Consider the following 25,315-nt stretch of genomic DNA (forward strand, 5'->3'; position numbering starts at 1 on the left):
TACGTCAATGCCCCGCCATGTGCCGGCCGATCTCGGTGAGGTCGGCGTCACTGGCACGGGCTTCGTGGACGAATTGGCCGTGGAACATCACGACCAGCCGGTCCGACAGCTCGAGCAGCTCGTCGAGGTCCTCACTCACCAAAAGCACGGCGGCGCCGCGGTTGCGCGCGGCCATGATCTCGGCGTGGATTTGCGCCACCGCGGCGAAGTCGAGCCCGAAGCAGGGATTGGCGGCGATCAGCACCTCGACATCGCCGCTGAGCTCGCGCGCCAGCACCGCGCGCTGCACATTGCCGCCGGACAACGCCGCGATCGGCGTATCCGGCGTGCGGGTCTTGATCTTGTAGAGGCCGATCTTACGGGCGGCATCCTTGCGGAAGGCCGCTCGATTGAGCCACCAGCCGCCTGTCGCGAACGGCGCGCGGTCGAATTCGCGAAACGCGATGTTGTCGGCGACACTCATGCCGCCGACGCAGGCGTTTTTCAGCGGCTCCTCCGGCAACAGCGACATCCTGTGCCGGCGCATCTCGTCGCGGGTCGCCGAATAGGTCTCGCCCTGGACGCGGATGACACCGTTCTCCGCCTCGCGCTGGCCCGCCAGCACCTCGACAAGCTGCCGCTGGCCGTTGCCGGAGACGCCGGCAATGCCGACGATCTCACCGCTCTTCACCGTCAGCGACACGCCATGCACGGCGATCGCCCCGGCGTCATCGCGCGCGGTGAGCTTGTCCAGCTCGAGCCGCGGTGCGCCGGCGTCGCCGGTCCGCGGTGGCTGCACCGTCAACTGCTCGGCGCCGATCATGGTGCGCGCCATCTCGTCCGGCGTGAGATCGGCGACGCGGCCGCTTCCGGCGAGCTTGCCGCGGCGCAGGATCGTTACCTCGTCGGCAAAGGCCATCACCTCGCGGAATTTGTGCGTGATCATCAGGATGGTCAACTCGCCCGCGACCACCATGGCGCGCAGCATGCCCAGCACCTCGTCGGCCTCGCCGGGCGTCAGCACCGAAGTCGGCTCGTCCAGGATCAGGAAGCGCCGCTTCAGATAGAGCTGCTTGAGGATCTCGCATTTCTGCCGTTCGCCCGCGGAGATGTCGGAGACCTTTGCATCCAGCGGCACCTTGAACGGCATCCGCGACAGGAACGCCGCGAGCGCCTTGTTCTCCTTGCTCCAGTCGACCACGGCGGGCACGTCGTCGCGCGCCAGCACCAGGTTCTCGGCGACCGTCATCGCCGGCACCAGCGTGAAATGCTGGTAGACCATGCCGAGCCCGAGCGCGTGCGCGTCCTTCGGATTGGCAATCTTCTGCTCGCGGCCGCCGACGATGATGTCGCCTTCGGTCGCGTGGTAGTAGCCCATGATGCACTTCACGAGCGTGCTTTTGCCCGCGCCGTTCTCGCCGAGCAGGGCGTGGAACGAGCCCGGCCGCACCCTGAGTTCGACATTGTCGAGCGCGAGGAAGTCGCCGAAGCGCATGGTCATGGCGATGGCGTCGACGCCGAAGGCGCCTGCTGGTGCGGGCGGCTCGCCGATGATCACGACAGCGCTCCGATCAGGTCAGTCGATCTCGCTACCGCGCCGAACACGCCGCCCTGCATCTTGATCATCTTGATCGCGTGGTCGTGGTTGCCCTTGTCGGTCGCGCCGCAGCAATCCTCGACCAGCACGCATTCGAAGCCGCGGTCATTGGCCTCGCGCATCGTGGTGTGGACGCAGACGTCGGTGGTGATGCCGGTCAGCACGATGTTCTCGATGCCGCGCAGCCGCAGCATCAACTCGAGGTCGGTAGCGCAGAACGAGCCCTTGCCGGGCTTGTCGATGATGGGCTCGCCGGGAAGCGGAGCCAGATCGGAAATGATCTCCCAGCCGGGCTCGCCGCGCACCAGGATGCGGCCGCAGGGACCGGGATCGCCGATGCCGGCGCCGATCTGCCGCGAGCGCCAGCGCTTGTTGGCGGGGAGGTCGGCGAGATCGGTCCGATGGCCCTCGCGGGTGTGGATGACGTGAAAGCCGTTAGCGCGCATCACGGCGAGCAGCTTCTTGATAGGCTCGATCGGCGCCCGCGTCAGCGACAGATCATAGCCCATCTTGTCGACGTAGCCGCCGACGCCGCAGAAGTCGGTCTGCATGTCGATAATGATGAGCGCGGTGTTCTCGGGGCGCAGATCACCGTTGTAGGGCCAGGCATAGGGTTCGGACTTGATGGTGCGCTCGGGCATTTGACGATCTCGTTCTGGCGCGTGTTATCGGGTGATCGAGAGTTCGGCCGGCGCGCCCGTCAGCGTGCGCTTCGGCGAGCAGGTGATGATCATGATCGCCAGCGTCAGGATGTAGGGCGCGGCGTTGAAGAGGTGATAGCCGGAGGTGACGCCGACCGATTGCAGCGCCGGCCCGAGCGCGGCGGCGCCGCCGAAGGCAAGCGAGGCCCACAGGCACAGCATCGGATCCCAGCGCGCGAAGATCACGAGCGCGACCGCGGTGATTCCCTGGCCGGAGGAGAGGCCTTCGTTCCAGCTTCCGGGATAGAACAGGGAGAGGAACGATCCGCCGATGCCGGCAAGGAAGCCGCCGACCATGGTGGCGCGCAGTCGGATCAGCAGCACCGAGTGGCCCATGGCACGCGCCGCGTCCGAGCTTTCGCCGGCGGTGCGGATCAGCAGGCCCCAGCGCGTGGTCCTGAATGCCCAGTAGAGCAGCGGCGCAATCGCAACGCCGATCAGGAACAGCACGTTGATGCGCAGCGCCGCGCGCACCTGCGGCACGTCGCTCCACCAGCCGAAATCGATCGCCGGCAGCCTCGGAGCCGTGGGCTCGATCAGGGGCTTGCCGAGGAAGAAGGCGAGCCCGGTGCCGAGCAGCATCAGCGCAATGCCCACCGCGATGTCATTGACGCGGGGCAGTGAGCAGATGCCGGCATGCAGCGCGCCGAACAATGCGCCCGTTATGCCGGCGGCGAGCACGCCGAGCCACGGCGATCCGGACAGATAGGAGATGCCATAGGCGCTCATCGCGCCCATCACCAGCGTGCCCTCGAGGCCGAGATTGATGCGGCCCGAACGCTCGGTGATGCACTCGCCAAGGCTCACGAACAGGAACGGAGTCGAGACGCGAATCGCGCCGCCGAACACCGCCAGCGGAACGGTCCACAGCCCGATCGAAGGGTCCGCCATGTCAGGACTTTCCTTTCAGGAAACCGATGCGCCCGTAGAGCGCGTCGCTCGCCAGCACGAACACGAAGATGATGCCTTGCAGCACCATTACCGACGCGTCGGGCAGGCCGAGCCGTCGCTGCAGCAGGCCGCCGGAGGCGCTGATGCCGCCGAGCAGGATCGCGACCGGAATGATCGCGAGCGGATTCTGTCGCGCCAGGAAGGCGACGAGGATGCCAGTGAAGCCATAGCCGGCGGCAAGGTTGGCATTGGTGCGGCCCTGCACGGCCGCGACCTCGATCATGCCGGCAAGGCCCGCGCAACCGCCGGCGAGGAAGCAGATGGCCAGGATCAGCCTGCCGACGCTCAAGCCCACGATCTTGGCGGCGCGGATATTGCCGCCGGCGACGCGCGCGGCAAAGCCGAAGGTGGTATGATAGATCAGGACGTAGGCTGCGACCGCTGCGGCCAGACCGAACGCAAGGCCCCAATGCACGTCGGTGCCGGGAATGGTGCCGATCATGTTGACGGCGCCGATCTCGCGCGTCGACGGCTTGTTGAGGCTCGCCGGATCGCGCATCGCGCCCTCGACCAGATGGTTGAGGATCGCAAGGGCGATATAGACCAGAAGCAGGCTCGAGATCGTCTCGTTGACGCCGCGATATTGCCGCAGGCTTCCCGACAGCGTGATCCAGAGACCGCCGCCGGCCACGCCGGCGATCACCATCGCGATCTGCACGATGATCGGCGAAGCGCCCTGCAGCGCCAACGCGGCCGCGGTCGCCGACAGCGCGCCGATCAATAGCGCGCCCTCTCCGCCGATGATCACCATGCCGAGTTGCGCCGGCAGCGCCGTGCACAGCGCGGTGAGGATCAACGGCGCTGCGCGGGTCAGCGTGTTCTGCCAGGAGAACCAGGTGCCGAACGCGCCATAGTACATGTAGAAATACAGGTCGAGCGGGTTCTTCCCGTACAGCGCGACGAACACGCCGAACACCGCGAGCGCGCCGAGCAGCGCCGCGCCTGGGATCAGGATGTACTCGATGGTCGCACCGTAGCGCTGGAGGAAACCGGCGTCGGCGGCCGGTGCAACTCCGACCGCTTCCGCCGACTCCGCCACCTCGGAGGTCACGCGGTCGCTCCGATCACGCCCTCGACCAGATAATCCATCTTCTCGAGTTCGGCGTCCTTCTGACCACGGTCGGTGCCGCCCGCGATTACGGTCTTGCCCTTGTTGTCGACGATCGGGCCCTTGAAGATGGTGTAGCCGTCGGCCATGAACTTCGCCTTGACCTCGTCGGCATGCTTGCGCGCTTCCGCCGAGACCGCTTCGCCATAGGGCGAGACCTTGACGAGTCCTTCCTTCAGGCCGCCGCGGTAGAAGTTCGGGATCGATTCACCCGACATGATCATCTTGACGAACTTCGGATACAGCGCCTCCCAATTCCACTCGGCGCCGGTGAGATAGGCCTTCGGTGCCAGCGGCGACTGGTTGACGTGATAGCCGCAGATAAAGGCGCCGCGGCGGGCGGCGTTCTCGACCATGGTCTTCGGACCGTCGACGTGGCAGGTCAGCACATCGATACCCTGGTCGATCAGGCTGTTGGTGGCCTCGGCTTCCTTGACCGGCATCGACCAGTCGCCGGTGAAGATCACCTGCGTCGTCGCCTTGGGGTTCGCAAGCCTTGCGCCGAGCGTGAAGGCGTTGATGTTGCGCAGAACCTGCGGAATCGGTTTCGCGGCGACGAAGCCTAGCTTGCCGCTCTTGCTTGTGTAGCCGGCGACGATGCCGGAGATGTACTGCGCCTCGTCGATGTAGCCGAAATAGCTGCCGGCGTTCTTCGGGTCCTTGTCAGCCCACAGGCCGCCGCAATGCTCGAAATGCAATTTCGGAAACTTGTTCGCCATCTTGACGACGTGCGGGTTGTAGTAGCCGAACGAGGTCGGGAACAGCAGCGTCGCGCCGTCGAGGTTGACCATGGACTCGACGGTCTTCTCGACCGCGTCGGTCTCCGGCACCTTCTCCTCTTCGACCACCTTTACGCCGGGCAGCTTCTTCACGGCGGCCGCGCCCTGCGCGTGCGCCTGATTGTAGCCGTAGTCGTCGCGCGAGCCGACATAGATGAAGCCCACGGTCGTCTCCGCCGCGGCGGCGCCGCGGACGCCGAGCGTGCCGCCGAGCGCCAGCGCCGCGCTTCCCTGCAACAAATGCCTTCGTGAAATGCTGCCAAAATCCATGCCTGCTCCCTCCGGCGGTCCGCCCGCCTTTTCGTTTCGCAGCCGCGCCGAGACGGCGGAGCCCGGAGGTCGTGTCGCAAGCTTCATGCCAGAGCACGTTTGTTAGCCAGGCTCCCGGAAGTATTTGAATTTGAAAAGCAACGGTAATCGCTTGGATCAAGCAACGTAGACGTTGGATGATGATGTGCATATAATTTAGGCGATCATGGATCGTTGTATGCAAGGCTGTTAAGCAGCCGGTAACTGGCGAGATCGGGAAAAGGGCGCCGCAGGTCGGGCGCGAGACCGGCAATTTGCCGACTGGTGAATCGGACCGAGGCTGCTACGAGTGGGGCTGGTGGCGGCCCTCGCGGCTGGCCGCGGATGCGACCTGCACCGGAAAGCATGAACGAGAAACCGCCAACGCTTGGCGACGAAATCGCGGCGCGGATCAGTCAGCTCGGGGCGATTTCCGAAACCCCGGAGTATCTGGCACGCGTTTTCCTGACGCCCGAACACCGCCAGGCCGCCGATCTCATCCTGTCCTGGATGCGCGAGGCCGGCATGAGCGCGCATTTCGACGCGATCGGCAATGTCTGCGGGCGCTATGAGGGCGATCGGGCGGGCCTGCCATGCCTGATGCTGGGCTCGCATTACGACACCGTGCGCGACGCCGGCAAATGGGACGGACCGCTCGGCGTCATCACCGCGATCGCCTGCGTGGCGGACTTGAACCGCCGCGGCAGGCGGCTGCCGTTCGCGATCGAAATCATCGGCTTTGCCGACGAGGAGGGCGTGCGTTTTGCCTCGACGCTGCTCGGCAGCCGTGCGGTTGCCGGCGCGTTCGACGACGGCGTGCTCGTTGCCCGCGATCGCGATGGCGTCTCGATGCGTGACGCCATGGTTCAATTCGGCCTCGACCCCGAGCATATCGGCAAGGCGGCGCGTGCCCGCCGCGAGCTGCTGGGCTATGTTGAACTGCACATCGAGCAGGGGCCGGTGCTGGAGCAGAGGGGGTTGCCGGTCGGCGTCGTCACCGCGATATCGGGCGCGACCCGGCTCGCCGCCAGCCTCGCCGGCGTTGCCGGCCATGCCGGCACGGTGCCGATGGCCCTGCGGCGAGATGCGCTGGCGGGCGCCGCCGAATGCATCGTCGCGATCGAGGAGTTCTGCAAGAGGGACGAAAGCGGCCTCGTCGGTACCGTTGGCTGTATCACCGCGCTTCCGGGCGCCACCAACGTGATCCCGGGCAAGGTCTCCTTCACCGTGGATATCCGCGCGCCAGGCGACATGCATCGCAAGCGTGCGGTGGCGGACGTCGTGCGGCGGATCGAGGCGATTGCAGAGCGCCGCGAGCTCGCTCTGCAGATCGACGTTACCCATGAGAACCGCAGCGTGCCCTGCGCGCCCTGGCTGAAATCGCAGATCGCCGACGCTGTCACGGCCGAGGGCTTTCCGGTGCTGGAGCTGGCGAGCGGGGCAGGGCATGACGGCATGGCGATGGTCGACATCACCGATATCGGCATGATCTTCGTGCGCTGCCGCGGCGGGATCAGCCACAATCCCGCCGAGCATGTCGACTTGGCCGATGCCGATACGGGCGCGCGGGTGCTGCTGCGCTTCATCGAGAATTTCAGGCCGCGGAATTTCGCGACCTGAGGCGTGCCGAGGCGGGGGCACCCGCGCCGATCTGTCCCCTTCCGAACGGCTTCGCCCTACATGAGAGGTCATTGGGGCTATTGCGCCCGGCCGCGACCGGTTAAGCTCCCTGAACGGGGAGAAATCACATGAAGTCGTCCGTCGTCCGGGACGTGCAGTTCCCGAAGCAACCGGCGTTGCAGTTGATCTATGACACTGCGCCGATCGGCCTCGCCTACCTTTCCCCTGACTGCCGCTATTTGCAGATCAATCAGCGCCTCACCGAGATCTGCGGCATTTCGGTTGAAGGCCATCTGGGGCGCACGGTGCGCGATTGCGTGCCCGCGCTGGCGTCGGCGGTCGAGGGCATCGTGCGCTCGATCATGGAGACCGGGGAGCCCGTGACCGACATCGAGGTCTACGGCCAGCGCCCCGGACATAATGACGAGCGCTGCTGGATCACCCATTGGCATCCGCAGCGCGGGCCGAACGGGAACATCGTTGGCGTCAACGTGGCGGCCGAAGAGATAACCGAGCGCAAGCGCAGCGAACGCGAGATCCGCGCCGCGCGCGACGCGGCCGAGACGGCGCTGCACCACCTCCAGGAGACCCAGGCGTCCCTGATCGAGGCGGAGAAGCTCGCTGCGTTGGGCCGGCTTGTGGCTGGCGTTGCGCACGAGATCAATAGCCCGATCGGAACCAGCCTCACCGTCGCCTCGGTCCTGGAGCGCAAATGCGCCGACTTTGCCGCCGAAGCCGCGCGCGGCAAGCTGAAGCAGTCCAGCCTGAAGAATTTTATCGAGGTCGTCGAAAGCGCGTCGTCACTGCTTGTCGGCAACCTCAACCGCGCAGCCGAACTGGTGCAATCGTTCAAGCAGGTCGCCGTCGATCGAAGCTATCTCGACCGACGCGAGTTCGATCTCACCGAACTCACCGAGCAGGTTCTCTTGAGCCTGCGTCCGGCATTGCCGAAAAACAAACTGACCCTCGAGGTCGATGGCGCACCTGATCTTGCGATGAACAGCTATCCCGGCCCTTACGGCCAGGTGTTGACCAACCTGTTTCTCAATTCGGTCACGCACGCATTTCCTGACGGCAAGGGCGGCGCCATCGCGATCAGGCTGCGCGCATCAGGCGCGGACCACGTGGACATCCTGTTCGCCGACGATGGCTGCGGCATGAGCCGCGACGTGCGGCGGCAGGCCTTCGATCCGTTTTTCACCACCCGTCGCGACAATGGTCGTATCGGGCTTGGCCTGCACATCGTGCATAACATCGTGACCAATCGGCTGGGCGGAGAACTCCATCTCGACAGCGCGCCGGCGGAAGGGACGAGTGTGCGGATGACACTGCCCCGGGTGGCGCCGCGGCGCGCGGCCGATAATTGAGCCCAATCAGGTCGACGAGAAGAAAACACTCTTCTAGTCCAGCGTTAGAAAACGTCCTTCCAAGTCACTGCCGCAAAAGGCATTTCGCTGCCCTTGCTTCTGCGTCAATTGTCGCGACATTAACGGAGCATTACAGATGGTTGCGGCAATGAGCGAATTTGATCCCTACGGCGAGCCAGTCCCCCCAGTCGACAACTCGATCGCTGGCGAGCGTGCCTCGAAATGGCTGAAGTCGGCCGGCACGAGCGTATTCTGGGTGCTGGTTGTCGGAATCGTGGTGGCGCGCGCGGCCTTTTTCGAACCGGGCCAGTTCAGCTTCGAAGGTGCCGTTGCCTGGGCGCAGGAATTGGTTGCGCTCGTCGCGCTTTGATCGATGGCCGGCGCGCGCTGGCCGGCACCTCTCCCCCATCCCGGATGATCCGCTCGAACGCGGTCGCCACCGGCACGTCCAGCCGGCCGGGCGACCTCAATTGCCAGAGCGTGCGCTCGATCCTGACGCCCGTGATCGGAATCACCTTGAGTCGCCTAAGCCTGACCTGATCGTCGATCGTCGCCATCGACACGATGGCGACGCCGACGCCCGCGGCGACCGCCTGCTTGATCGCCTCGGTACTGCCGATTTCGAGCGTCCGTTTGGGCTCGACACCGTGGGCGGCCAGCGCCTGCGCCACGATCTCGCGCGTACCGGAACCCGGTTCGCGCACGATCAGGATCTCCTCGTCCAGCCGGCGGAAATCGATCGGGGCAGGTAGCAGACCAGGACCCGCAGCAAAGCGGTGATCCGGCGCCGCGATCAGGCCCATGACGTCGGTGCGCCAGGCCTCGCTGACCAGGTTCTCGTCCTCGACCGGTCCCTCGACCAGCGCGATCTCGATCTCCTGTGCCAGCATGAGGTCGGCAATATCGCTGGTATTGGCGCTCACCAGATGCAGGTCGATGCCGGGATAGGCGCGATGGAAGATGCCGAGGTAGGCCGGGATCATGTAGGTCGCGATCGTGGTGCTGGCGCCGATGCGCAGCGAGCCGCTGTCGAGGCCGCGCAGCGCCTGCAATTCGTCTTCGGCCGCCCGCTCGGCCGCAAACAGCGCCTCCGCGTGGCGCGCCAGCGCCCGGCCTTCCAGGGTCGGCCGCACGCCCTTCGGCGTACGGTCGAGCAGGCGGCAGCCCACTTGCAGCTCGAAGTCGCGTACTCCCTTGGAGATCGCAGGCTGGCTGATGTGCAATAGCTCTGCGGCCCGGGAGAAACTCCCGGTCCGTGCCACGGCCGCGAACAGGCGGAGCAGATGCAAGTTTAGGGACATAACTTCTCTCTATCGCGGCAGCTCGAAAATATATTAGCCAACAGGCGCGGCTTGGCGCATAAAATCTTCTCGAACAAGAGGATTTCGTGCCGGAATCATCAAAAGGGTCTGCCACTCAGGAGCAGAAAGCCGGTGTGCTGAAGCGCACCTTTTCACTCATTCCCGGCATCCTTCTCTGCGGGGTGATTACGGTCATCTCACTCGGCGTCCAGGCCGCTGAGGAGCGCATTTTCGATCATCCCTATATCGAGGCTCTTGTTGTCGCGATCCTGCTGGGGATGGTGGTGCGCACCGCCTGGCAGCCATCGGAGCGCTGGCGCTCCGGCATCGCCTTCAGCGCGAAGCAACTGCTCGAGGTTGCCGTGATGCTGCTCGGCGCCTCCATCAGCTTCGCCGCCATCGTGGCGTCGGGCTACCTGCTGATCGCGGCGATCGCGGCCACCGTCGCGATCATGCTGGCGGTGAGCTTCGGCCTCAGCCGGATGCTCGGGCTCAAGACAAAGCTCGCGATCCTGATCGCCTGCGGCAACTCGATCTGCGGCAATTCGGCGATCGCGGCCGTGGCGCCCGTCATCGAGGCCAGCGGCGACGACATCGCCTCGTCGATTTCGTTCACCGCCATTCTCGGCGTGCTGATGGTGCTGGGCCTGCCGCTCCTGATCCCGCTCCTGAAACTGTCGGCAACGCAATACGGCATCCTCGCCGGCCTCACCGTCTATGCCGTGCCGCAGGTGCTGGCGGCCACCGTGCCGGCCGGCATCGTCAGCACCCAGATAGGCACGCTGGTGAAGCTCGTCCGGGTGCTGATGCTCGGGCCGATCGTGGTCGGCCTCTCGCTGTTCGTCGCCCGGCGGAAGCGTCAGACCGGCAACGCGAAGACCGTCCCGATCAGCCCGTTCAAGCTGGTGCCCTGGTTCATCATCGGCTTCCTGGCGCTGGCGGCGCTGCGCTCGTTCCAGCTCGTGCCCGACATCGTGATTGCGCCGGTCACGAAGACGGCTGTGATCCTGACCGTCGTCTCGATGGCGGCGCTTGGGCTCGGCGTCGATGTGCGCGTGCTCTCAACCGTTGGCGGCCGGGTGACCGCGGCCGTCACCCTGTCGCTGCTGCTGCTGCTTGGCCTGAGCATCGGGCTCGTTCACTTCTTCAGGTAATGGACGTCGCCCCGCCGGTTACTCGGCGGCCTTCGCCGTCTTGCCGAACATCCGCGTCGGCGCGGGGAAGCCGCACGAGGTGCCGTCGGTGATCTTGACTTCATCCTCCCAGGGAAGGCGGAAACGGCCCGAAACCATGTCCTGCATGAAAGTGTAGGGGCAATCCATCGCGCCGCCCTTCACCGCGACATAGCCGCGGTGCCAGAGCTGATAGATGTTGTTCTCGACCCCCCAGTGGATCCGCGCCTCACGCACGAGATCCGGCCGTACTTCCGCGGTGATGATCTCGTCCGCGCGCCCGGTCGTGCCGTGCGCGATGATGCTGCCGTCGAAATTGACGATCATGCCTTCGCCCATCGAATCGAACGAGCCGTCCGAGCCGCACATGCAGACATTGGCCGTGACCATCAGGTTCTGGAACGCGTTGGCCTGGTTGGTGAAGCGCCAGCTCTCGCGGATCGGCGCGGTGTAGCCCGCGGTGCGGATCATGATCTCGGCGCCCTTGTAGGCGCATTCGCGCGCCATCTCCGGGAACATGCCGTCATGGCAGATGATCAGTGCGATCTTCGCACCCTTCGGTCCCTCGATCACGGGAATGCCGATGTCACCGGGCTCCCACGGCTCGACCGGGATCCAGGGATGGAATTTGCGGTAATAGAGCTTGATCTCGCCGTGATCGTCGATGATCAGACCCGAATTGTAGGGATTGCCGTGCGGGTTGAACTCCATGATGGAGAAGCAGCCCCAGATATTGTTGTCGATACAGGCCTTTTTGAAGGCTGCCACCTCCGGCCCGTCGAGCCGGCACATGATCTCCGGATTGGTGTCCATCGACAGGCCGTGCAGCGAGTATTCGGGAAACACCACGAGATCCATGGTGGAAAGATTGCGCCGTGCCTTGCCGACCATCCAGACGATGCGCTCGGTCTGCCTGGCCAGATCCGCTTTCGTCGCGACAACGGGTAGCTGCAACTGCACGAGCCCGATCACGACCCCGTTGGGTGATTTGTTGAGACCGCCAAGTCCGTTCATGCTCGTCCTCCCAGAACCATCGCTCGTCGCGTCTTGCCGCGAACATTCTCTGCGCCCGACCGCCAATATCAGCAACAACCGTGCCAATAAAATGGTGCCCGGTCTCCCAGGCCGACCGGGCACTCGATGCCCAGGCATTGAGCATATGGACCCAACGCCAGCGCCGCCATGGCGTGCCGCCACGCATCGGCGATTGCCCAACGATTTGAGGGACAGACCAAATCCGCTCCGGCATGAACGTGCGGCGTCATTGCACACACTGGCATAGGCCTTGCTTGATTATTGGCCGGCGTTTCCTTCAAAGGCCTTGCCGTCATGACGAATCCGAGCGGCACCGTCGCAGCCGAGCCTGAACCGATTACGCTCGATTGGAGCAAGACAGCGCTTGTCATTATCGACATGCAGCGTGATTTCATGGAGCCCGGCGGCTTCGGTGAGACGCTCGGCAACGACGTGAGCCGACTCGCACGGGCCGTGAACCCGATCGCGTCCGTGCTCTCCGCCGCACGCGATGCCGGTATGCTCGTCATCCACACGCGTGAAGGCCATCTGCCCGATCTTTCCGACGCGCCGCCCGCGAAGGTCGAGCGTGGAGCGCCGAGCCTGCGCATCGGCGATCCCGGCCCGATGGGGCGGATCCTGATCCGCGGCGAGGCCGGCCATGACATCATTCCCAAGCTCTATCCGCGCCGCGGCGAGATCGTGATCGACAAGCCCGGCAAGGGCGCGTTCTATGCCACAGGATTTGATGACATCCTGCGGAAGCACGGCATCGAGAATCTGCTGGTATGCGGTGTCACCACGGAGGTGTGCGTCAACACGACCGTGCGCGAGGCCAACGACCGCGGTTACCGCTGCGTCGTGATCGGGGACGGCTGCGCGTCCTACTTCCCGGAATTCCACGAGATGGGCCTGAAGATGATCAAGGCCCAGGGCGGTATCTTTGGCTGGGTGACGGAATCGGCCGCGGTGTTGCAGGCGCTCAAGCCACAGCCTAACCGCCCTTGACGGCGCCCGCGGTGAGCCCGGCGACGATCTGGCGCTGGGCCATCACCGTCAGCAGCAGCACGGGAGCCGTCACGATCAGCGCGGCCGCGGCGAGCGGGCCCCAGCTCAGCTGGTCGAACGAGATCATGTTGTAGACGGCGACCGGCAGCGTCCGCGTCTCGCGCCCCGCGAGCACGATGCCGAACACAAAGTTATTCCAGGAGAAGATCACCGCGAGGATGAAGGCGACCGCAAGCCCGGGGCGCGCGATCGGCAGCGCGACGTGGCGGAACACCTGCCAGCGCGTGGCGCCGTCGATCAGCGCAGCTTCCTCGAGTTCGAGCGGCGTGGTCTCGAAATAGCCGATCATGATCCAGATCACGATCGGCACGGTGACCACGAGATGGATGATGATTTGCGGAACCAGCGTGCCGAGCAGGCCGAGCCACTGGAACAGCAGAAACAGGGGGATCAGATAGGACAGGCCCGGCGTGATGCGCGCGATCAGGATCACGATCGCCGATTTGTGCGCCGCCATCCGCGCTATGCCGTAGCCCGCGGGCACGCCGACCAACATCGCAAGCGCCGTCGCGCAGCCGGTCACGACCAGGCTGTTGATGAAATAGGTCAGGAAGCGATTGGACCCGAGCACGTCTGCATAGTTCTTCCAGGCGATGTTCTCGGGGATGAACACGGGTGGATAGGCGGCGTTGTCGACCTCGAATTTCAGCGACAGGGACGCCATCCAGAGGAAGAACAGGATCGCCGGCGAGACGATGATGAACACCGACAGCCACAACCCGATCCGCCCCATGATCTGACGCGGGTTCATGCGCCGGCCCCGATCTCGGTCCACAGCATGCGCTTGCGCAAATAGAGCAGCAGCGCGGCAAGCGCGACGATCAGCAGGAAGAACACCACCGCGATCGCCGAGCCGTAGCCGAGGTCGTAATAGACGAAGGCGACGCTGTAGAGATAAAGGTTGATGGTCTCCGATGCCGAGCCCGGCCCGCCCTGCGTGATCGCGAAGATGATGTCGAAGCTTTTCACCGCATCGATCATGCGGATCATGCCGGCGATGAACAGAAACGGCGTGATCAGGGGCAGGGTGATGTAGCGGAACATCTGCCAGAAATTGGCGCCGTCGATCTGCGCGCTTTCATAAGGCTCGGTCGGGATCGCGGCGAGGCCACCGAGCACGATCAGCATCACGAGTGGCGTCCACTGCCAGGTCTCGACCAGCACCAGCGACGGAATGACGGTGGCCGGATTGAACACCCAGAGCTGCGGCGGGATGCCGACCAGCGAGAGCAAATAGTTGAGTACGCCGAGCTGCGGATGGAACATCATCGTCCACACCAGCGCGATCGCCACGGGTGTCGCCATCATAGGCATGATGAACACGCCGCGCAGGAAGCCGCGGCCGGCGAATTTCTGGTGAAACACCACGGCGGCCAGGGTGCCGAAGATCAGCGGCAGCAGCACGGACAGCACCGTGTAGAAGACGGTGTGCCAGACGGCCTCGACGAAGCGCGGATCGTTCGGCAGACGCAAATAATTGGCGAGCCCGACGAAGGTGGTCGGCGAGCCGACCTTCCATTCGTTCAGGCTCATCCAGATCGTGAACAGCCACGGGAACACGATTACCGCCAGCACCACGACCAGCGCGGGGATCACGAACGGCCAGTAGGATGGCGGACGCCATTCACGCTCCGGTGCGGCGTTCTGAGCCGCGGCCGGAGAAGCTTGCGTTACGACACTCACGCTTTTTCGCTGCGCTCCAGAATCGGCCGGAATTGTTCGTGCGCCTTCTTCAACTCGATCGCGGGATCGGCGCCGGACAGCGTCGAGGTCAGCGCCGCGCCGACGAGATCGCGGAATTCGGCGACGGGGATCACGACAGGCAGGCCGAGCTTTGAGATCTTGGCGGAATCGATCACCGACTGTAGCCATTCCTTCGGCATCTTCACGCCCGACTGAATCTCGGGATCGTTGAGGACCGAGCTGCGGAACGGCACGCCGCCGCCGGCCTGCAGCAGCCGCGCGCCCTGCTTCTTGGAGACCACCCATTGGCAGAGCAGGTAAGCGGCCTCCTTGTTCTTGCTCGCCGCCGCAATGCCGATGCCGTCGCCATAGGTCGCCGAATATTGCCCCTTGGGTCCCGCCGGCACCACGGTGTAGCCGACCTTGCCGACCACGCGCGAGGCCGCCGGGTCTTCCAGCGGCGGCGCCCAGCCGACGCCGTCAATCCACATCGCCGATCGCCCCTGCGTGAAGGAGGCCATCGATTCCATCCAGTTGAAGCCCGCGACGCCGGGCGGCGCCACCTTGGTCAGCAGCGTCTGATAAAGCTTGGTCGCCGCCACCGCTTCGGGCCCATCGGTCAGGATGTTGCCCTTGTCGTCGAGAAATTCGCCGCCATAGTTCAGATAGAAGTTGGTCCACAACGTCATATTCGCATTGCGCAGACCGCGCCCGACGAAGCCGAATGTGCCATCCTTGGGATCGGTGAGCTTTTCGGCGGCTGCGACCATCTCGTCGAGGGTCTTCGGTACCGCGACACCCTTCTTCTGGAACAGCTCCTTGTTGTAGTAGAGGATGAAGTAGTCGACGGACCATGGCAGCGACAGCATCTGCCCCTTGTCGTTCTTGGCATATTGCAGGCCGGCGGCGGAGAAGTCGCTCTCGACCAGGTCGGGCGCGGTCAGCGTCGGGTCCTTCATGTAACCTGTGATATCGGCGAGCCAGCCGGCCTTTTCGAACTGCCGCTTCTGCACATGGTAGCTCAAGTGAATCACATCGAAGCTCGGCTTGCCCGAGGCGAGCTCGATCACCGCCTTCTGACGCTGCTGCTGTTCAGGGATCTGCTCGGACTCGACCTGGATGCCCGTGAGCTCGGTGAATTCCTTGATGTTCTTTTGCAGATTGTCGCCGCGCGGTCCCTTGGCGAGGATGACCTCGAGTTTGGTGCCGGCATATTTCTTCCAGTTCACCTCGGCCCGGGCGGGCGCGCCGGTCAGACCGAGCGCGCCGGCGGCCGCCGAGCCGGCCAGAACCGCGCGGCGCGAGATCAATTGTCTTGTCATGCTTCTCTCCCGATTGTTGGTCTTGGTTTTGGGGGAGGATACTAGAGCATGATCCGGAAAAGTATGTAGCGGTTTTCCGAAAAGGATCGTGCTCAAACAAACACATGAGATCGTGATGCGATTCGACAGAATCGCATCGTGATCGCATATGCGCGGATCGAATGCCCAGCCTCAATGTGCGCGGCACCGCTATGCTGCAGCATCTGGACGGGCCTATGCCCTGACGAAGGCGAGCAGCGTCCCGTTTGCCGCAGCCGGCGGCACGCAGATACTGCTGCCACTGCGGACGCCGCCCGCACCAAGGGCCTTCTCGGTCGCCGCAAGATCGGCAGCGATCACGAGACCGGCGCCGCCGCGTTCGGGCAGGCCGTCAAGCGACACGCCAGGGTAGCGCTTGCCGAGCTGGTCCCTGGTCAGCAACACGAAGTCGGCACGATCCCCGCCCGATGGCACTGCAACGGCGCCGTCGGCTTCATTCTTCACCGCGACATCGATCATCCTTGACAGATGCGCGGCGTCGGCCGCCGGCTCGGGCGAGACGATGAGCACCTGTTTGAGACGCTTTGCCCCGTTGGCGTGCGTCATCAGTTCGGGAATCCACACCGTCTCGCGCGTCTTGTGCTGGCAGGCGAAGATGCGCACGCCGCCGGGCGCCTCCGCGGTCGGCCACTGGAAGGTGCGGAATTTTGCCGCAGAGACCGTGCCATCGGGCAGGGTCACCGGACGCTCGAAGTCAGTCGGTCCGATCGGCGTGTAGCCGCGCGCGCGGATCTCCTCGGCACCGGCGGCCGAGTCGACTGCGGTAAAGGCGATGCGCTCGATGCCTTCACCGCGCTTTTCCAGGAACGCGCGCGCGGGAGCATTATGTTCCGTCGGCGTCAGCACGCCGAGCAATTCCATGTAGTCCGGATCGAACATGATGGTGTAATTGCCCGACCCCATGTGGGCGCTGTGGGTGCCGCGCGGCGAGATCGTGAAGCCGAGCCGCTTGTAGTTCGCAGCGGCCTTGTCGAGATCCTTCACCATGACCACGGCATGATCGATTCCGATGACGTTCTTGAGTGCCACTTCTGGTCTTTCCCGGGCTGGAATGAGGGACTAAAGCTAACCAGAACGTTCAGGGGCCCGCAAGGAAGGATCATGATGGACAGCAACGCCGTGGGCTGGCCCAATTCGCTCTGGGCTGCGGTGACGCCGCCGGGGCCCGAACTTCCCGAACTGAACGGCGCAGGGCAGGCCGATGTCGTCATCATCGGTGGCGGGTTCACGGGTCTGTCGACGGCGTTGCATCTGCGTGAGGCCGGCGTCGATGTTGCGATCGTTGAAGCGATGGAGCCGGGCTGGGGCGCCTCGGGCCGCAACAATGGACAGGTCATCCCGACGCTGTCGCGGCCGGATCCCGAGGACATCATCGCGACCCATGGCGCCGCCGGCGAGCGCTTCGTCGGCATGTTGCGTGACAGCGCCGCTGATCTGTTCGATGTCGTCAGGCGCTATCAAATCGAAGCCGAACACGAACAGGCCGGTTGGGTGCAGCCGGTGCATTCACCCGGCCGTATCAAGATCGCCGAGCGGCGCGTGCGGCAATGGTCGGCATTCGGAGCGCCGGTCGAGCTTCTGTCGCGCGAGCAGGTCCGCGATATCTTGGGTTCGGATGCGTGGTATGGCGGCTTCTGGAACAGGTCGGGCGGCCACATCAATCCGCTGGCACTGGCGCGCGGCCTTGCGCGCGCCGTGCTCGGCCTTGGCGCGCGCATCTATGCCCGCTCGCCGGCGACAGGATTCGAGCGGCGCAACGACAAATGGGTGGTGAAGACGGAGAGGGGCGAAATTTCCGGCCGCGCGCTGGTGGTCGCCACCAACGCCTATAGCGGCGAATTCCACAAATCGCTGGTCCCGCAGATCGCAACCGAGGTCATGCCGGTATTGTCGTGGCAGATGGCGACGCAGACGCTGTCGGACAACGTCCGCAAGACCATTATCCCGGGCCGCCAGGCGATGTCGGATACCCATGGCGAGCTCTATTTCGCGCGCTACGACGCCCGCAACCGCCTCGTCACCGGAGGCGCGGTGATCGGCCCGGGCGACAAGGCCACGCGACTCAAGGCCGAGCTCAGCGAACGGCTGCAGCGCCTCTGGCCGCAGATCGGCGAGGTGTCATTCGACTATGTCTGGAACGGCTATGTCGGCATGACCACAGACTTCCTGCCGCGTATCCACAGGCTCGGACCCAATGCCTATGGCTGGACTGGCTGCAACGGCCGCGCCGTCGCGCTCACGATGCCGCTTGGCCGGGAGTTGGCGAAGGCCGTGCGCGGCGTGCCGGAGGTCGAGCTGGCGCTGCCTTTCAGCGAGCCGGTCACGATCCAGGCGCACAGCCTGCTTCGCAGGCTTGCGCCGCTGATGCTCCTGGTCTACCGCCGACGCGACGCCCGGGAAATGTAGAGTGGAGGGCCCGGTATCGCCAAGTGGCGATCGATTTCTGGGAAATGTCGTGCTTCCAGGATATTGCGGCGCGTCCTGGCAAGCCTCACCGGCGCGCCGATGTCCGTTATCGTATCGCGGGCGGACGGTCTCAAGGAAACGACGGCGTAACGTCCGCGTTATTGCAACATACCGACTCTGGGAGGTGGGCATGGCGAGGAAGCGCATTGGTATTCTCACCGGCGGCGGTGACGTCCCCGGCCTCAACGCAGTGATCAAGAGCGTGACTTATCGCGGCAGCGAGGACGACATCGAGGTTGTCGGTCTCCGGCGCGGCTGGGAGGCCCTGACGCACCTGAACCTCGACGACCCCGCCAGCAAATCCCACTACGTCATCCCGCTGAACCGCGAAAACACGCGCACCATCGACCGGCGCGGCGGCACTGTGCTGCACTCGAGCCGCACCAATCCGTTCAACATGAAAAAACTTCCCGATCATCTGGCGGGCCAGGACTTTCCGGTTACCCAGAGCACCAAGGGCACCGTCGTGACCAAGACGTGGGACCTCACCGGCCAGGTGCTGACGAATCTCGCGGGGCTCGGCATCGAGCATCTGATCGCCATCGGCGGCGACGATACGCTCAGTTATGCGGACAAGCTCAATGAACTCGGCGTCAAGATCATTGCCATCCCCAAGACGATGGACAACGACGTTCGCAATACCGAATACTGCATCGGATTCTCGACCGCGATCACCCGCGCCAGCGATGCGATCCAGCGGCAGCGCACTACTGTCGGCTCGCACGAGCGAATTGGCATTTTTCGCGTCTTTGGTCGCGATGCCGGATTTACAGCACTCTACACCGCCTACGCGACCTCGATCCGATGCGTCATACCGGAGTACAAGGTCAATCTCGACCGCCTGATCCAATTGCTGCTCGAAGACAAGCGCACCAACCCCAGCAACTACGCGCTGATCGTGCTCAGCGAGGGCGCAGAGTGGGAAGGCTACAAGGTGCAGGAATACGGCGAGTCTGACGCCTACGGTCACCGCAAGAAGGCGAGCGTCGCCGAAGCATTTGCCGACGAGATCAAGCGGCGCGCCGGCGAAGAGACCATCGTCTCCGACCTCACTTACGACCTGCGGTCGGGCGATCCGGATTTCATCGACAAGCTCGTTGCCATGACGTTCGGCAACATGGCCTACGATGCCGTCCTGGAAGGCAAGACCGGGCTTATGTCGGCACTGGTCGAGGGCCGCTATGACCTCGTACCGATCCCCGACGCCAAGCTCGGGCCGCGCAAACTGGACGTCGCCAGCACGTACAACACGGAGCGCTATCGTCCTCTCTATTCCAACAAGCGGGGATTGCCGATCTTTCTCACCCGCGCATCATAGGCGACAGGTAACCGAATCGAGCTTGTCTGGCTATTGTGGATGCGTCGCTGCGGGCCCGGCTAGATGGCCGTCGTGTCGTGCTCCCGCGTGAAATCGCCGCCGGGGATCGCGGCGAGCAGCGCCTGCGTATAGGGCTGCTGTGGATTGCCGAATACGTCGGCGGTCGGCCCGTGCTCGACCACCGCGCCGTCCTTCATCACAGCGACGAGATCGCAGATTTGCGCGGCGACGCGCAGATCATGCGTGATGAAGATGATGGAGAGGCCGAGCTGCTGACGCAGTTCGGCGAGCAGTTTCAATACCTGCGCCTGTACTGAAACGTCGAGCGCCGAGACCGGCTCGTCGGCCACCAAGACATCCGGCTTCAGCGCCAGCGCGCGCGCAAGCCCGATACGCTGGCGCTGGCCTCCGGAGAACTCGTGCGGAAAGCGGTCGCCGGCGGACGGATCGAGGCCGACCAGCGCGAACAGCTTTCGCGCCTCGGCGATCGCGGTCACGCGATCCGTGCCGTGCACGATCGGTCCCTGCGCCACCAGCTCGGCCGCCTTGCGGCGCGGGTTGAGCGAGGCGAAGGGATCCTGGAACACCATCTGGATATGACGCGCCTCGCGCCTGATGTCGTCGCGCGACAGCTTCGCCCAGTCCTTGCCGTCGAGCAGGATGGCGCCGGCGTCCGGGTCGATCAGCCGCACGATGCAGCGCGCGAGCGTCGATTTGCCCGAGCCGGATTCGCCGACGATGCCGAGCGTCGCGCCACGCGGCAGATGAAGCGACACGTCCTTCACGGCCTCCGTGACCCGCGCGCCACGGCCGAGGAAGCCGCCGGTGCGGTAGGTTTTCGAGACGTGAGTGATCGTCAGGATGTCCTTGTTTGAGAGGATACGCGGCGGCGGCGCTGTCAACGGGGGAACGGCGGCGATGAGTTGCCTGGTGTAGTCGTGTTGCGGATCGTTCAGCACGCTGGCGGCGGCGCCTTGTTCCACGATCAGGCCGTGCTGCATCACCACCACGCGGTCGGCGATCTCGGCGACCACGCCGAAATCATGGGTGATGAACAGTACTGCCGTCTTCTTGCGCCCTTGCAGGTCGCGGATCAGTTTCAGGATTTGCGCCTGCGTCGTGACGTCGAGCGCCGTGGTCGGTTCGTCCGCGATCAGGAGTTTCGGATCGAGCGCCAGCGCCATGGCGATCATGGCGCGCTGGCGCTGGCCCCCCGACAGCTCGTGCGGATAGGCTTTTGCCGCGGCTTTCGGATCGGGAATGCGGACGTCCTCGAGCAACGCCAGTACCCGCGCCTCGATCTCTGCCTTCGACAGGCTGGTGTGGATGGAAAACATCTCGGCGATCTGGTCGCCGATGGTGCGCAGCGGATTGAGCGCGGTCATGGGCTCCTGGAAGATCATCGCGATCCCGGCGCCGCGCACCTCGCGCATCTCGGCGGGGCCCGCCGCGCAGAGATCGCGGCCGTCGAACATCATCCGTCCGCGCTCGATTGCGACCTCGTTCGGCAGCAGCCGCATGATGGCGTTCGCCATCATCGATTTGCCCGAGCCGGATTCACCGACCACGCAGAGGATCTCATCCGGCGCGATCGAGAGCGTGACGTCCGACAGCGCATGCGGCCGGTCCGCGCCCTTTGGCAGGCGCACCGTCAGGGCGTCGAGCGATAGGACGGCATCGCTCATCGGCCCTTCAGCCTCGGGTTGAGCGCGTCGTTCAGCCCCTGGCCGACCAGGGAGACCGCGAGCACGGTAGCAAGGATCGCAATGCCGGGGATCGCGGAGACGTACCATTGCACCCTGAGCACGTCCCGGCCGAGGCCGATCAGATTACCCCAGGAGGCAACGTTGGGATCGGAGAGCCTCAGGAAGGCGAGCGCGCTTTCAAGAAGGATCGCGACCGCCATCACGACGCTGGCGTAGACGATGACCGGCGGCAGCGCGTTGGGCAGGATCTCGCCGAGGATGAGGTGGATGTCCTTCATGCCGAGCGTCTTGCCGGCCTGCACGAATTCGCGGTTGCGCAGCGACAGGAATTCGGCACGGGTCAGTCGCGCAGGCGCGGGCCACGACACCACGCCGACCGCGATCGTTACGGTGGTCAGCGTCGAACCGAACACGGCGACCAGCACGAGCAGCAGCACGAAGTTCGGCAGCGTCTGGAACGCCTCCGTGATCCGCATCAGCACATTGTCGACCCAGCCGCCATAGTAGCCGGAGAACGCGCCGACCAGGATGCCGATCACGATCGCGATCGCAGTGGCCACGCCGCCGATCAGCAGCGATATCCGCGCGCCGTAGAATATCTGCGCGGCGATATCGCGCCCCGAATTGTCGGTACCGAGCAGAAAGCGCGGGTTGGAGAACGGCCATATCAGTGGCCGCCCGGCGAGCGCCAGTGGATCGCGCGGATAAAGGAGGCCTGCGCTGATCGCCATCGCGATCACGAACAGGAGCAGGATCAGGCCGATCACCGCGGCGGGGCTGCGGAGATAGCGTTTCATGGCGTCCATCTCAGCCCTCCGCCGCTATCCGCGGGTCGAGCCGCGCGTAGAGCAGGTCGACGATGAAATTGACTGTGATGACGAGCAGCGCGGAGACGAACACGATACCGAGCAATGTGTTGAGGTCGCGCTGCACGACGGACTCGTAGGCCAGGCGGCCGAGGCCGGGCAGCGAGAACACGCTCTCCACCACGACCGAGCCGCCGAGCATGGTGCCGGCCTGCAGTCCGATCAGCGTCACCATCGGCAGCAGCGCGTTGCGCAACACGTGACGGGTGACGACATGGGTTTCGTCCAGCCCCTTGGCGCGCGCGGTGCGGACGAAATCGAGGTTCGATACCTCAAGCATCGAGGCGCGCATGATGCGCAGGTAAATCGCGAGGAAGATCAGCCCGAGCGTCAGGGTCGGCAGCACGAGGTGCGACGCGATGTCGGCGATGCGCCAGATCCCGGTCTGCACCGTCCCGATGTCTTCGAAGCCGCCGGGCGGCAGCCACTGCAGGTAGACCGAGAACACCACGATCGCCATCAGCCCGAACCAGAACGAGGGGGTGGCGTAAAAGATCAGGCCGAGCGTCGAGATCAGCGTATCGGGCCAGCGGTTGACGCCGCGCGCCGCGATCACGCCGAATATGAGGCCGAAGAAGAATGCGAACGACAGCGACGCCGTCATCAGCAGGATGGTCGGCGGCAGCCGCTCCAGGATCACGGTTGCGACCGGCTTGCCGTAGATCGAGGAGAAGCCGAGATCGAGCCGCACCAGCCGCCAAAGATAGTTGGCAAGCTGCGCAGGGACCGAGAGGTCGAGCCCGTAGAACTTGCGCAGCTCCCGCGCTGTCGCGGCATCGCCGCCGCCCATCTGCGCCATCAGCGCATCGACGGTGTCGCCCGGCGCGAGCTGCAGGAGCAGGAAGACGCCGATCAGGATCAGGAACAGGGTCGGGATCGACGCGGCGAGCCGCCGCCCCGCAAGGCTCAGGATGCGCATGCCTTTATCTATAGCGCTTTCGAACGGAGTGGACACTGGTGCGCGTCGATGGCGCTGGTCTCTCGGTCACCTCGCCCCGCTTGCGGGGAGAGGTCGAAATTCAGGCGCAGCTTGAATTTCGGGTGAGGGGGTACAGGTCTATCGACGGAGTAACGTGGTGGAGGGAGCCCCTCACCCCAACCGCTCCCCGCAAGAACGGGGAGAGGGCGAAGTGGGCCGGCCCAGACGGATAACCGATCAGGCCGAAAGCCAAAGATCGTGCCAGCTGGTCGAGCCCCAGCGCGGGGTGTTGGAATGGTTGCGCGCCCTGGCCGCGATCACGGTGACGAATATCTGCTCTATCGGCATCCAGACCGGCAGCTCCGTGTTGACCTCCTTGACGAACTCGGCGTAGAGCGCCTTCCGTTTGGCGGGATCGAGCTCGGTCAGGGCATTGTCGATGGTGCCGTCGACGGCCTTGTCCTCCCAGCCCCACTGGTTGGTCCAGGGTGCGCCCTTGGGCTGGCCGGAGCGGTACCAGACCGTGGTCGAGACTGCCGGATCGTTGCGGTACTGGTGCCAGCCGGTGGCGAGATCGAAGGCGTGGTCGTCATAGACCTGCTTCAGGAAGCCGCCGCCATCGTTGCGCACGATGTCGACCTGGATGCCGACTTCCGACAACGACTGTTGGATGAAGGTCGACCACAGCGAGATGTCCTCGCCCCACGGAGCCGGCAGAAGTTTGAGCGAGAAGCGGTTGCCGCCACTGGCCTTGAAGCCGGCTTCATCGAGCAGGGCGATCGCCTTGGCCTTGTCATAGGGATATTGCGGCGTGTTCGGGCCCGGATAAAAATCGCTTGAGGTCGAGGGGATCGGCCCGGTGCCGAGTTTTGCGAAGTCGCCGAGGAAGTTGTCGATGAAGAAGGGGACGTTGATCGCGTGCGCGATGGCGCGGCGGACTCGGATGTCGGAAAGCTCCTTGCGCCGGAAATTGAACTCGATGGTGTTGGTGCGGGCGTTGCCCTCATTGCCCTTGGTCGAGACGACGAACCGCTTGTCCTTGGAGAGCCGCGCCATGTCCGAGATCGTCAGCCCCGAGAACGGGCTGTAGTGCAGTTCGCCGGCCTCCATCTGCGCCGCCGCCGCCGCGCGGTCGGTGATCACCTTCCAGACGATGCGGTCGAGATAGGGCGCATTGGTCCTCCAATAGTCCGGATTGCGGTCGGCGATGATGTACTGCCCGCGCTCATATTTGACGAATTTGAACGGGCCGGTGCCGATCGGCGCGAGGTTGGTCGGGTTCTGCCTGATGTCGCCGCCCTCATAGAGATGCTTTGCCGAGACATAGCCGAGGTCGGGTAGCGCGCGCAGCAGCAGATTGAGCGGCATCGGCCGCTCGTAGCGGAAGATCGCGGTCTGCGGGTCGGGGGTGTCGACCGCGGTGAGGAAGAGCTGAAGGGTCGAGCCGTAGTTGAGGATCTTCTTCCACATGTTCATTGCGGTGAAGGCGACGTCATCTGACGTGAACGGCTTGCCGTCGTGCCAGGTGATGCCCTTGCGCAGCCTGAAGGTGACGGTCTTGCCGTCGGGCGTCGCCTCCCAGCTCTCGGCGAGCACGCCGACCGGCTTTCCGTCGGCGTCGAGGTCGACCAGGTTTTCCTGGATCTTGCCGCCGATGATGTAGACTCCGGTGGAGGCCTGGATGCTCGGGTTGAGCTGGCGCTGCTCGGCGCCGTAATGGACGTTGAAGACGCCGCCCTTGCGCGGGGTTTCCTGCGCGAACGCCCGCATCGGGTTGATGACGTTGGCGGCGATCGCGGCCGAGGTCAAAAGTGCCGTGCGGCGGTTGATCTCAAGACGGGGCAAGTCCATACGCGGGTCTCCAAGGCTCACATCTGGCGGCCTTGCGCTTGATCGCGGCGGCCTGTGACCGATGTTACGATGGAAGGAGAACTCGAGTCATTTTCTAATGTCCCGGCCTTTCGGAAGATCATTTCCGGAACCTGAAGTAGAGCGCCGCCCCACCGGCAACTTGAATCCTGCCTGCCTGGAGCGCAATCCGGCGACCGAGC

Annotated in this window: 22 protein-coding genes; 7 read left to right on the forward strand and 15 right to left on the reverse strand. The window is 64.6% G+C overall.

The genetic code is table 11. From position 1 onward, the window contains the following. Positions 1-4: 4 nt before the first annotated feature. From JQ553_RS14020 to JQ553_RS14040, 5 genes are read right to left on the reverse strand one after another with little or no spacing between them, the layout of a single operon-like run. Entirely contained in the window at positions 5-1,537 is a 1,533-nt protein-coding gene (locus JQ553_RS14020; RefSeq protein WP_212500551.1) for an ABC transporter ATP-binding protein, read from the reverse strand. Further along, positions 1,534-2,217 (reverse strand): cysteine hydrolase family protein, encoded by a 684-nt coding sequence (locus JQ553_RS14025; RefSeq protein WP_212500552.1) that lies wholly within the window; start codon positions 2,215-2,217, stop codon positions 1,534-1,536. The genes JQ553_RS14020 and JQ553_RS14025 overlap by 4 nt, the downstream gene beginning before the upstream one ends. 24 nt (positions 2,218-2,241) lie before the next feature. Next, complete coding sequence (locus JQ553_RS14030) at positions 2,242-3,168, reverse strand: ABC transporter permease (RefSeq protein ID WP_212500553.1); 927 nt, start codon at positions 3,166-3,168, stop codon at positions 2,242-2,244. Between the two features lies 1 nt (position 3,169). Further along, the gene (locus tag JQ553_RS14035; RefSeq protein ID WP_212500554.1) at positions 3,170-4,279 is read right to left on the reverse strand and encodes an ABC transporter permease; all 1,110 of its coding nucleotides are present in this window, start codon (positions 4,277-4,279) and stop codon (positions 3,170-3,172) included. Continuing rightward, positions 4,276-5,385 carry a BMP family ABC transporter substrate-binding protein gene (locus JQ553_RS14040; protein WP_212500555.1) on the reverse strand — a complete coding sequence of 370 codons (1,110 nt, stop codon included), beginning with the start codon at positions 5,383-5,385 and terminating at the stop codon, positions 4,276-4,278. The genes JQ553_RS14035 and JQ553_RS14040 overlap by 4 nt, the downstream gene beginning before the upstream one ends. A 384-nt stretch (positions 5,386-5,769) precedes the next feature. Here JQ553_RS14040 and JQ553_RS14045 point away from each other — a divergent pair, with 384 nt between their 5' ends. The 3 genes from JQ553_RS14045 (at position 5,770) to JQ553_RS14055 (ending at position 8,760) form a co-directional block, all read left to right on the forward strand. Beyond that, the gene (locus JQ553_RS14045) at positions 5,770-7,023 is read left to right on the forward strand and encodes an allantoate amidohydrolase (RefSeq protein WP_212500556.1); all 1,254 of its coding nucleotides are present in this window, start codon (positions 5,770-5,772) and stop codon (positions 7,021-7,023) included. Between the two features lie 128 nt (positions 7,024-7,151). Continuing rightward, positions 7,152-8,390 carry an ATP-binding protein gene (locus JQ553_RS14050; RefSeq protein WP_212500557.1) on the forward strand — a complete coding sequence of 413 codons (1,239 nt, stop codon included), beginning with the start codon at positions 7,152-7,154 and terminating at the stop codon, positions 8,388-8,390. A gap of 148 nt (positions 8,391-8,538) precedes the next feature. Further along, entirely contained in the window at positions 8,539-8,760 is a 222-nt protein-coding gene (locus JQ553_RS14055) for a hypothetical protein (RefSeq protein WP_249144275.1), read from the forward strand. Here the strand turns inward: JQ553_RS14055 and JQ553_RS14060 are convergent. Further along, complete coding sequence (locus JQ553_RS14060) at positions 8,702-9,691, reverse strand: LysR family transcriptional regulator (protein WP_212500559.1); 990 nt, start codon at positions 9,689-9,691, stop codon at positions 8,702-8,704. The genes JQ553_RS14055 and JQ553_RS14060 overlap by 59 nt on opposite strands. Before the next feature lie 134 nt (positions 9,692-9,825). Between JQ553_RS14060 and JQ553_RS14065 the strand changes: the two genes are divergently transcribed. Next, on the forward strand, positions 9,826-10,845 hold the full coding sequence (locus JQ553_RS14065) for a putative sulfate exporter family transporter (protein WP_312015152.1): 1,020 nt from the start codon (positions 9,826-9,828) through the stop codon (positions 10,843-10,845). 18 nt (positions 10,846-10,863) lie between these two features. Here the strand turns inward: JQ553_RS14065 and JQ553_RS14070 are convergent, their stop codons facing one another. After that, a complete protein-coding gene (locus tag JQ553_RS14070) occupies positions 10,864-11,877 on the reverse strand; it encodes a formamidase (protein WP_212500560.1) in 1,014 nt (337 codons plus the stop codon). A gap of 315 nt (positions 11,878-12,192) precedes the next feature. Between JQ553_RS14070 and JQ553_RS14075 the strand changes: the two genes are divergently transcribed. Beyond that, positions 12,193-12,885, forward strand: a complete 693-nt coding sequence (locus tag JQ553_RS14075) for a cysteine hydrolase family protein (RefSeq protein WP_212500561.1) — start codon at positions 12,193-12,195, stop codon at positions 12,883-12,885. Here JQ553_RS14075 and JQ553_RS14080 read toward each other — a convergent pair. The 4 genes from JQ553_RS14080 to JQ553_RS14095 all read right to left on the reverse strand — a co-directional run bounded on the left by JQ553_RS14080 (position 12,872) and on the right by JQ553_RS14095 (position 17,018). Then, positions 12,872-13,696, reverse strand: coding sequence for a carbohydrate ABC transporter permease (locus tag JQ553_RS14080; RefSeq protein ID WP_212500562.1), 825 nt, complete (start codon positions 13,694-13,696; stop codon positions 12,872-12,874). The two genes, JQ553_RS14075 and JQ553_RS14080, sit on opposite strands and share 14 nt — an antisense overlap. Beyond that, positions 13,693-14,628: a carbohydrate ABC transporter permease gene (locus JQ553_RS14085; protein WP_212500563.1), complete on the reverse strand. Its 936-nt coding sequence runs from the start codon at positions 14,626-14,628 to the stop codon at positions 13,693-13,695. The genes JQ553_RS14080 and JQ553_RS14085 overlap by 4 nt, the downstream gene beginning before the upstream one ends. Continuing rightward, the gene (locus JQ553_RS14090) at positions 14,625-15,950 is read right to left on the reverse strand and encodes a sugar ABC transporter substrate-binding protein (protein WP_212500564.1); all 1,326 of its coding nucleotides are present in this window, start codon (positions 15,948-15,950) and stop codon (positions 14,625-14,627) included. The genes JQ553_RS14085 and JQ553_RS14090 overlap by 4 nt, the downstream gene beginning before the upstream one ends. A gap of 213 nt (positions 15,951-16,163) precedes the next feature. Next, positions 16,164-17,018 carry a VOC family protein gene (locus JQ553_RS14095; protein ID WP_212500565.1) on the reverse strand — a complete coding sequence of 285 codons (855 nt, stop codon included), beginning with the start codon at positions 17,016-17,018 and terminating at the stop codon, positions 16,164-16,166. A gap of 75 nt (positions 17,019-17,093) precedes the next feature. Between JQ553_RS14095 and JQ553_RS14100 the strand changes: the two genes are divergently transcribed. Together JQ553_RS14100 and JQ553_RS14105 are read left to right on the forward strand one after the other, a co-directional pair. Next, positions 17,094-18,395: an FAD-binding oxidoreductase gene (locus JQ553_RS14100; protein WP_212500917.1), complete on the forward strand. Its 1,302-nt coding sequence runs from the start codon at positions 17,094-17,096 to the stop codon at positions 18,393-18,395. 190 nt (positions 18,396-18,585) lie between these two features. Then, positions 18,586-19,773, forward strand: coding sequence for a 6-phosphofructokinase (locus tag JQ553_RS14105; RefSeq protein WP_212500566.1), 1,188 nt, complete (start codon positions 18,586-18,588; stop codon positions 19,771-19,773). Positions 19,774-19,832: 59 nt separating this feature from the next. On the opposite strand, the gene JQ553_RS14110 is transcribed toward JQ553_RS14105, so the two are convergent. From JQ553_RS14110 to JQ553_RS14125, 4 genes are all read right to left on the reverse strand, one after another. Beyond that, entirely contained in the window at positions 19,833-21,458 is a 1,626-nt protein-coding gene (locus tag JQ553_RS14110; protein WP_212500567.1) for an ABC transporter ATP-binding protein, read from the reverse strand. Beyond that, entirely contained in the window at positions 21,455-22,285 is an 831-nt protein-coding gene (locus JQ553_RS14115; RefSeq protein WP_212500568.1) for an ABC transporter permease, read from the reverse strand. The genes JQ553_RS14110 and JQ553_RS14115 overlap by 4 nt, the downstream gene beginning before the upstream one ends. Position 22,286: 1 nt before the next feature. After that, on the reverse strand, positions 22,287-23,264 hold the full coding sequence (locus tag JQ553_RS14120; protein ID WP_212500569.1) for an ABC transporter permease: 978 nt from the start codon (positions 23,262-23,264) through the stop codon (positions 22,287-22,289). 237 nt (positions 23,265-23,501) lie between these two features. After that, complete coding sequence (locus JQ553_RS14125) at positions 23,502-25,115, reverse strand: ABC transporter substrate-binding protein (RefSeq protein ID WP_212500570.1); 1,614 nt, start codon at positions 25,113-25,115, stop codon at positions 23,502-23,504. Positions 25,116-25,315 lie beyond the last annotated feature (200 nt).

The organism is Bradyrhizobium lablabi, assembly GCF_018131005.1.
Lineage (GTDB): Bacteria > Pseudomonadota > Alphaproteobacteria > Rhizobiales > Xanthobacteraceae > Bradyrhizobium > Bradyrhizobium lablabi_D.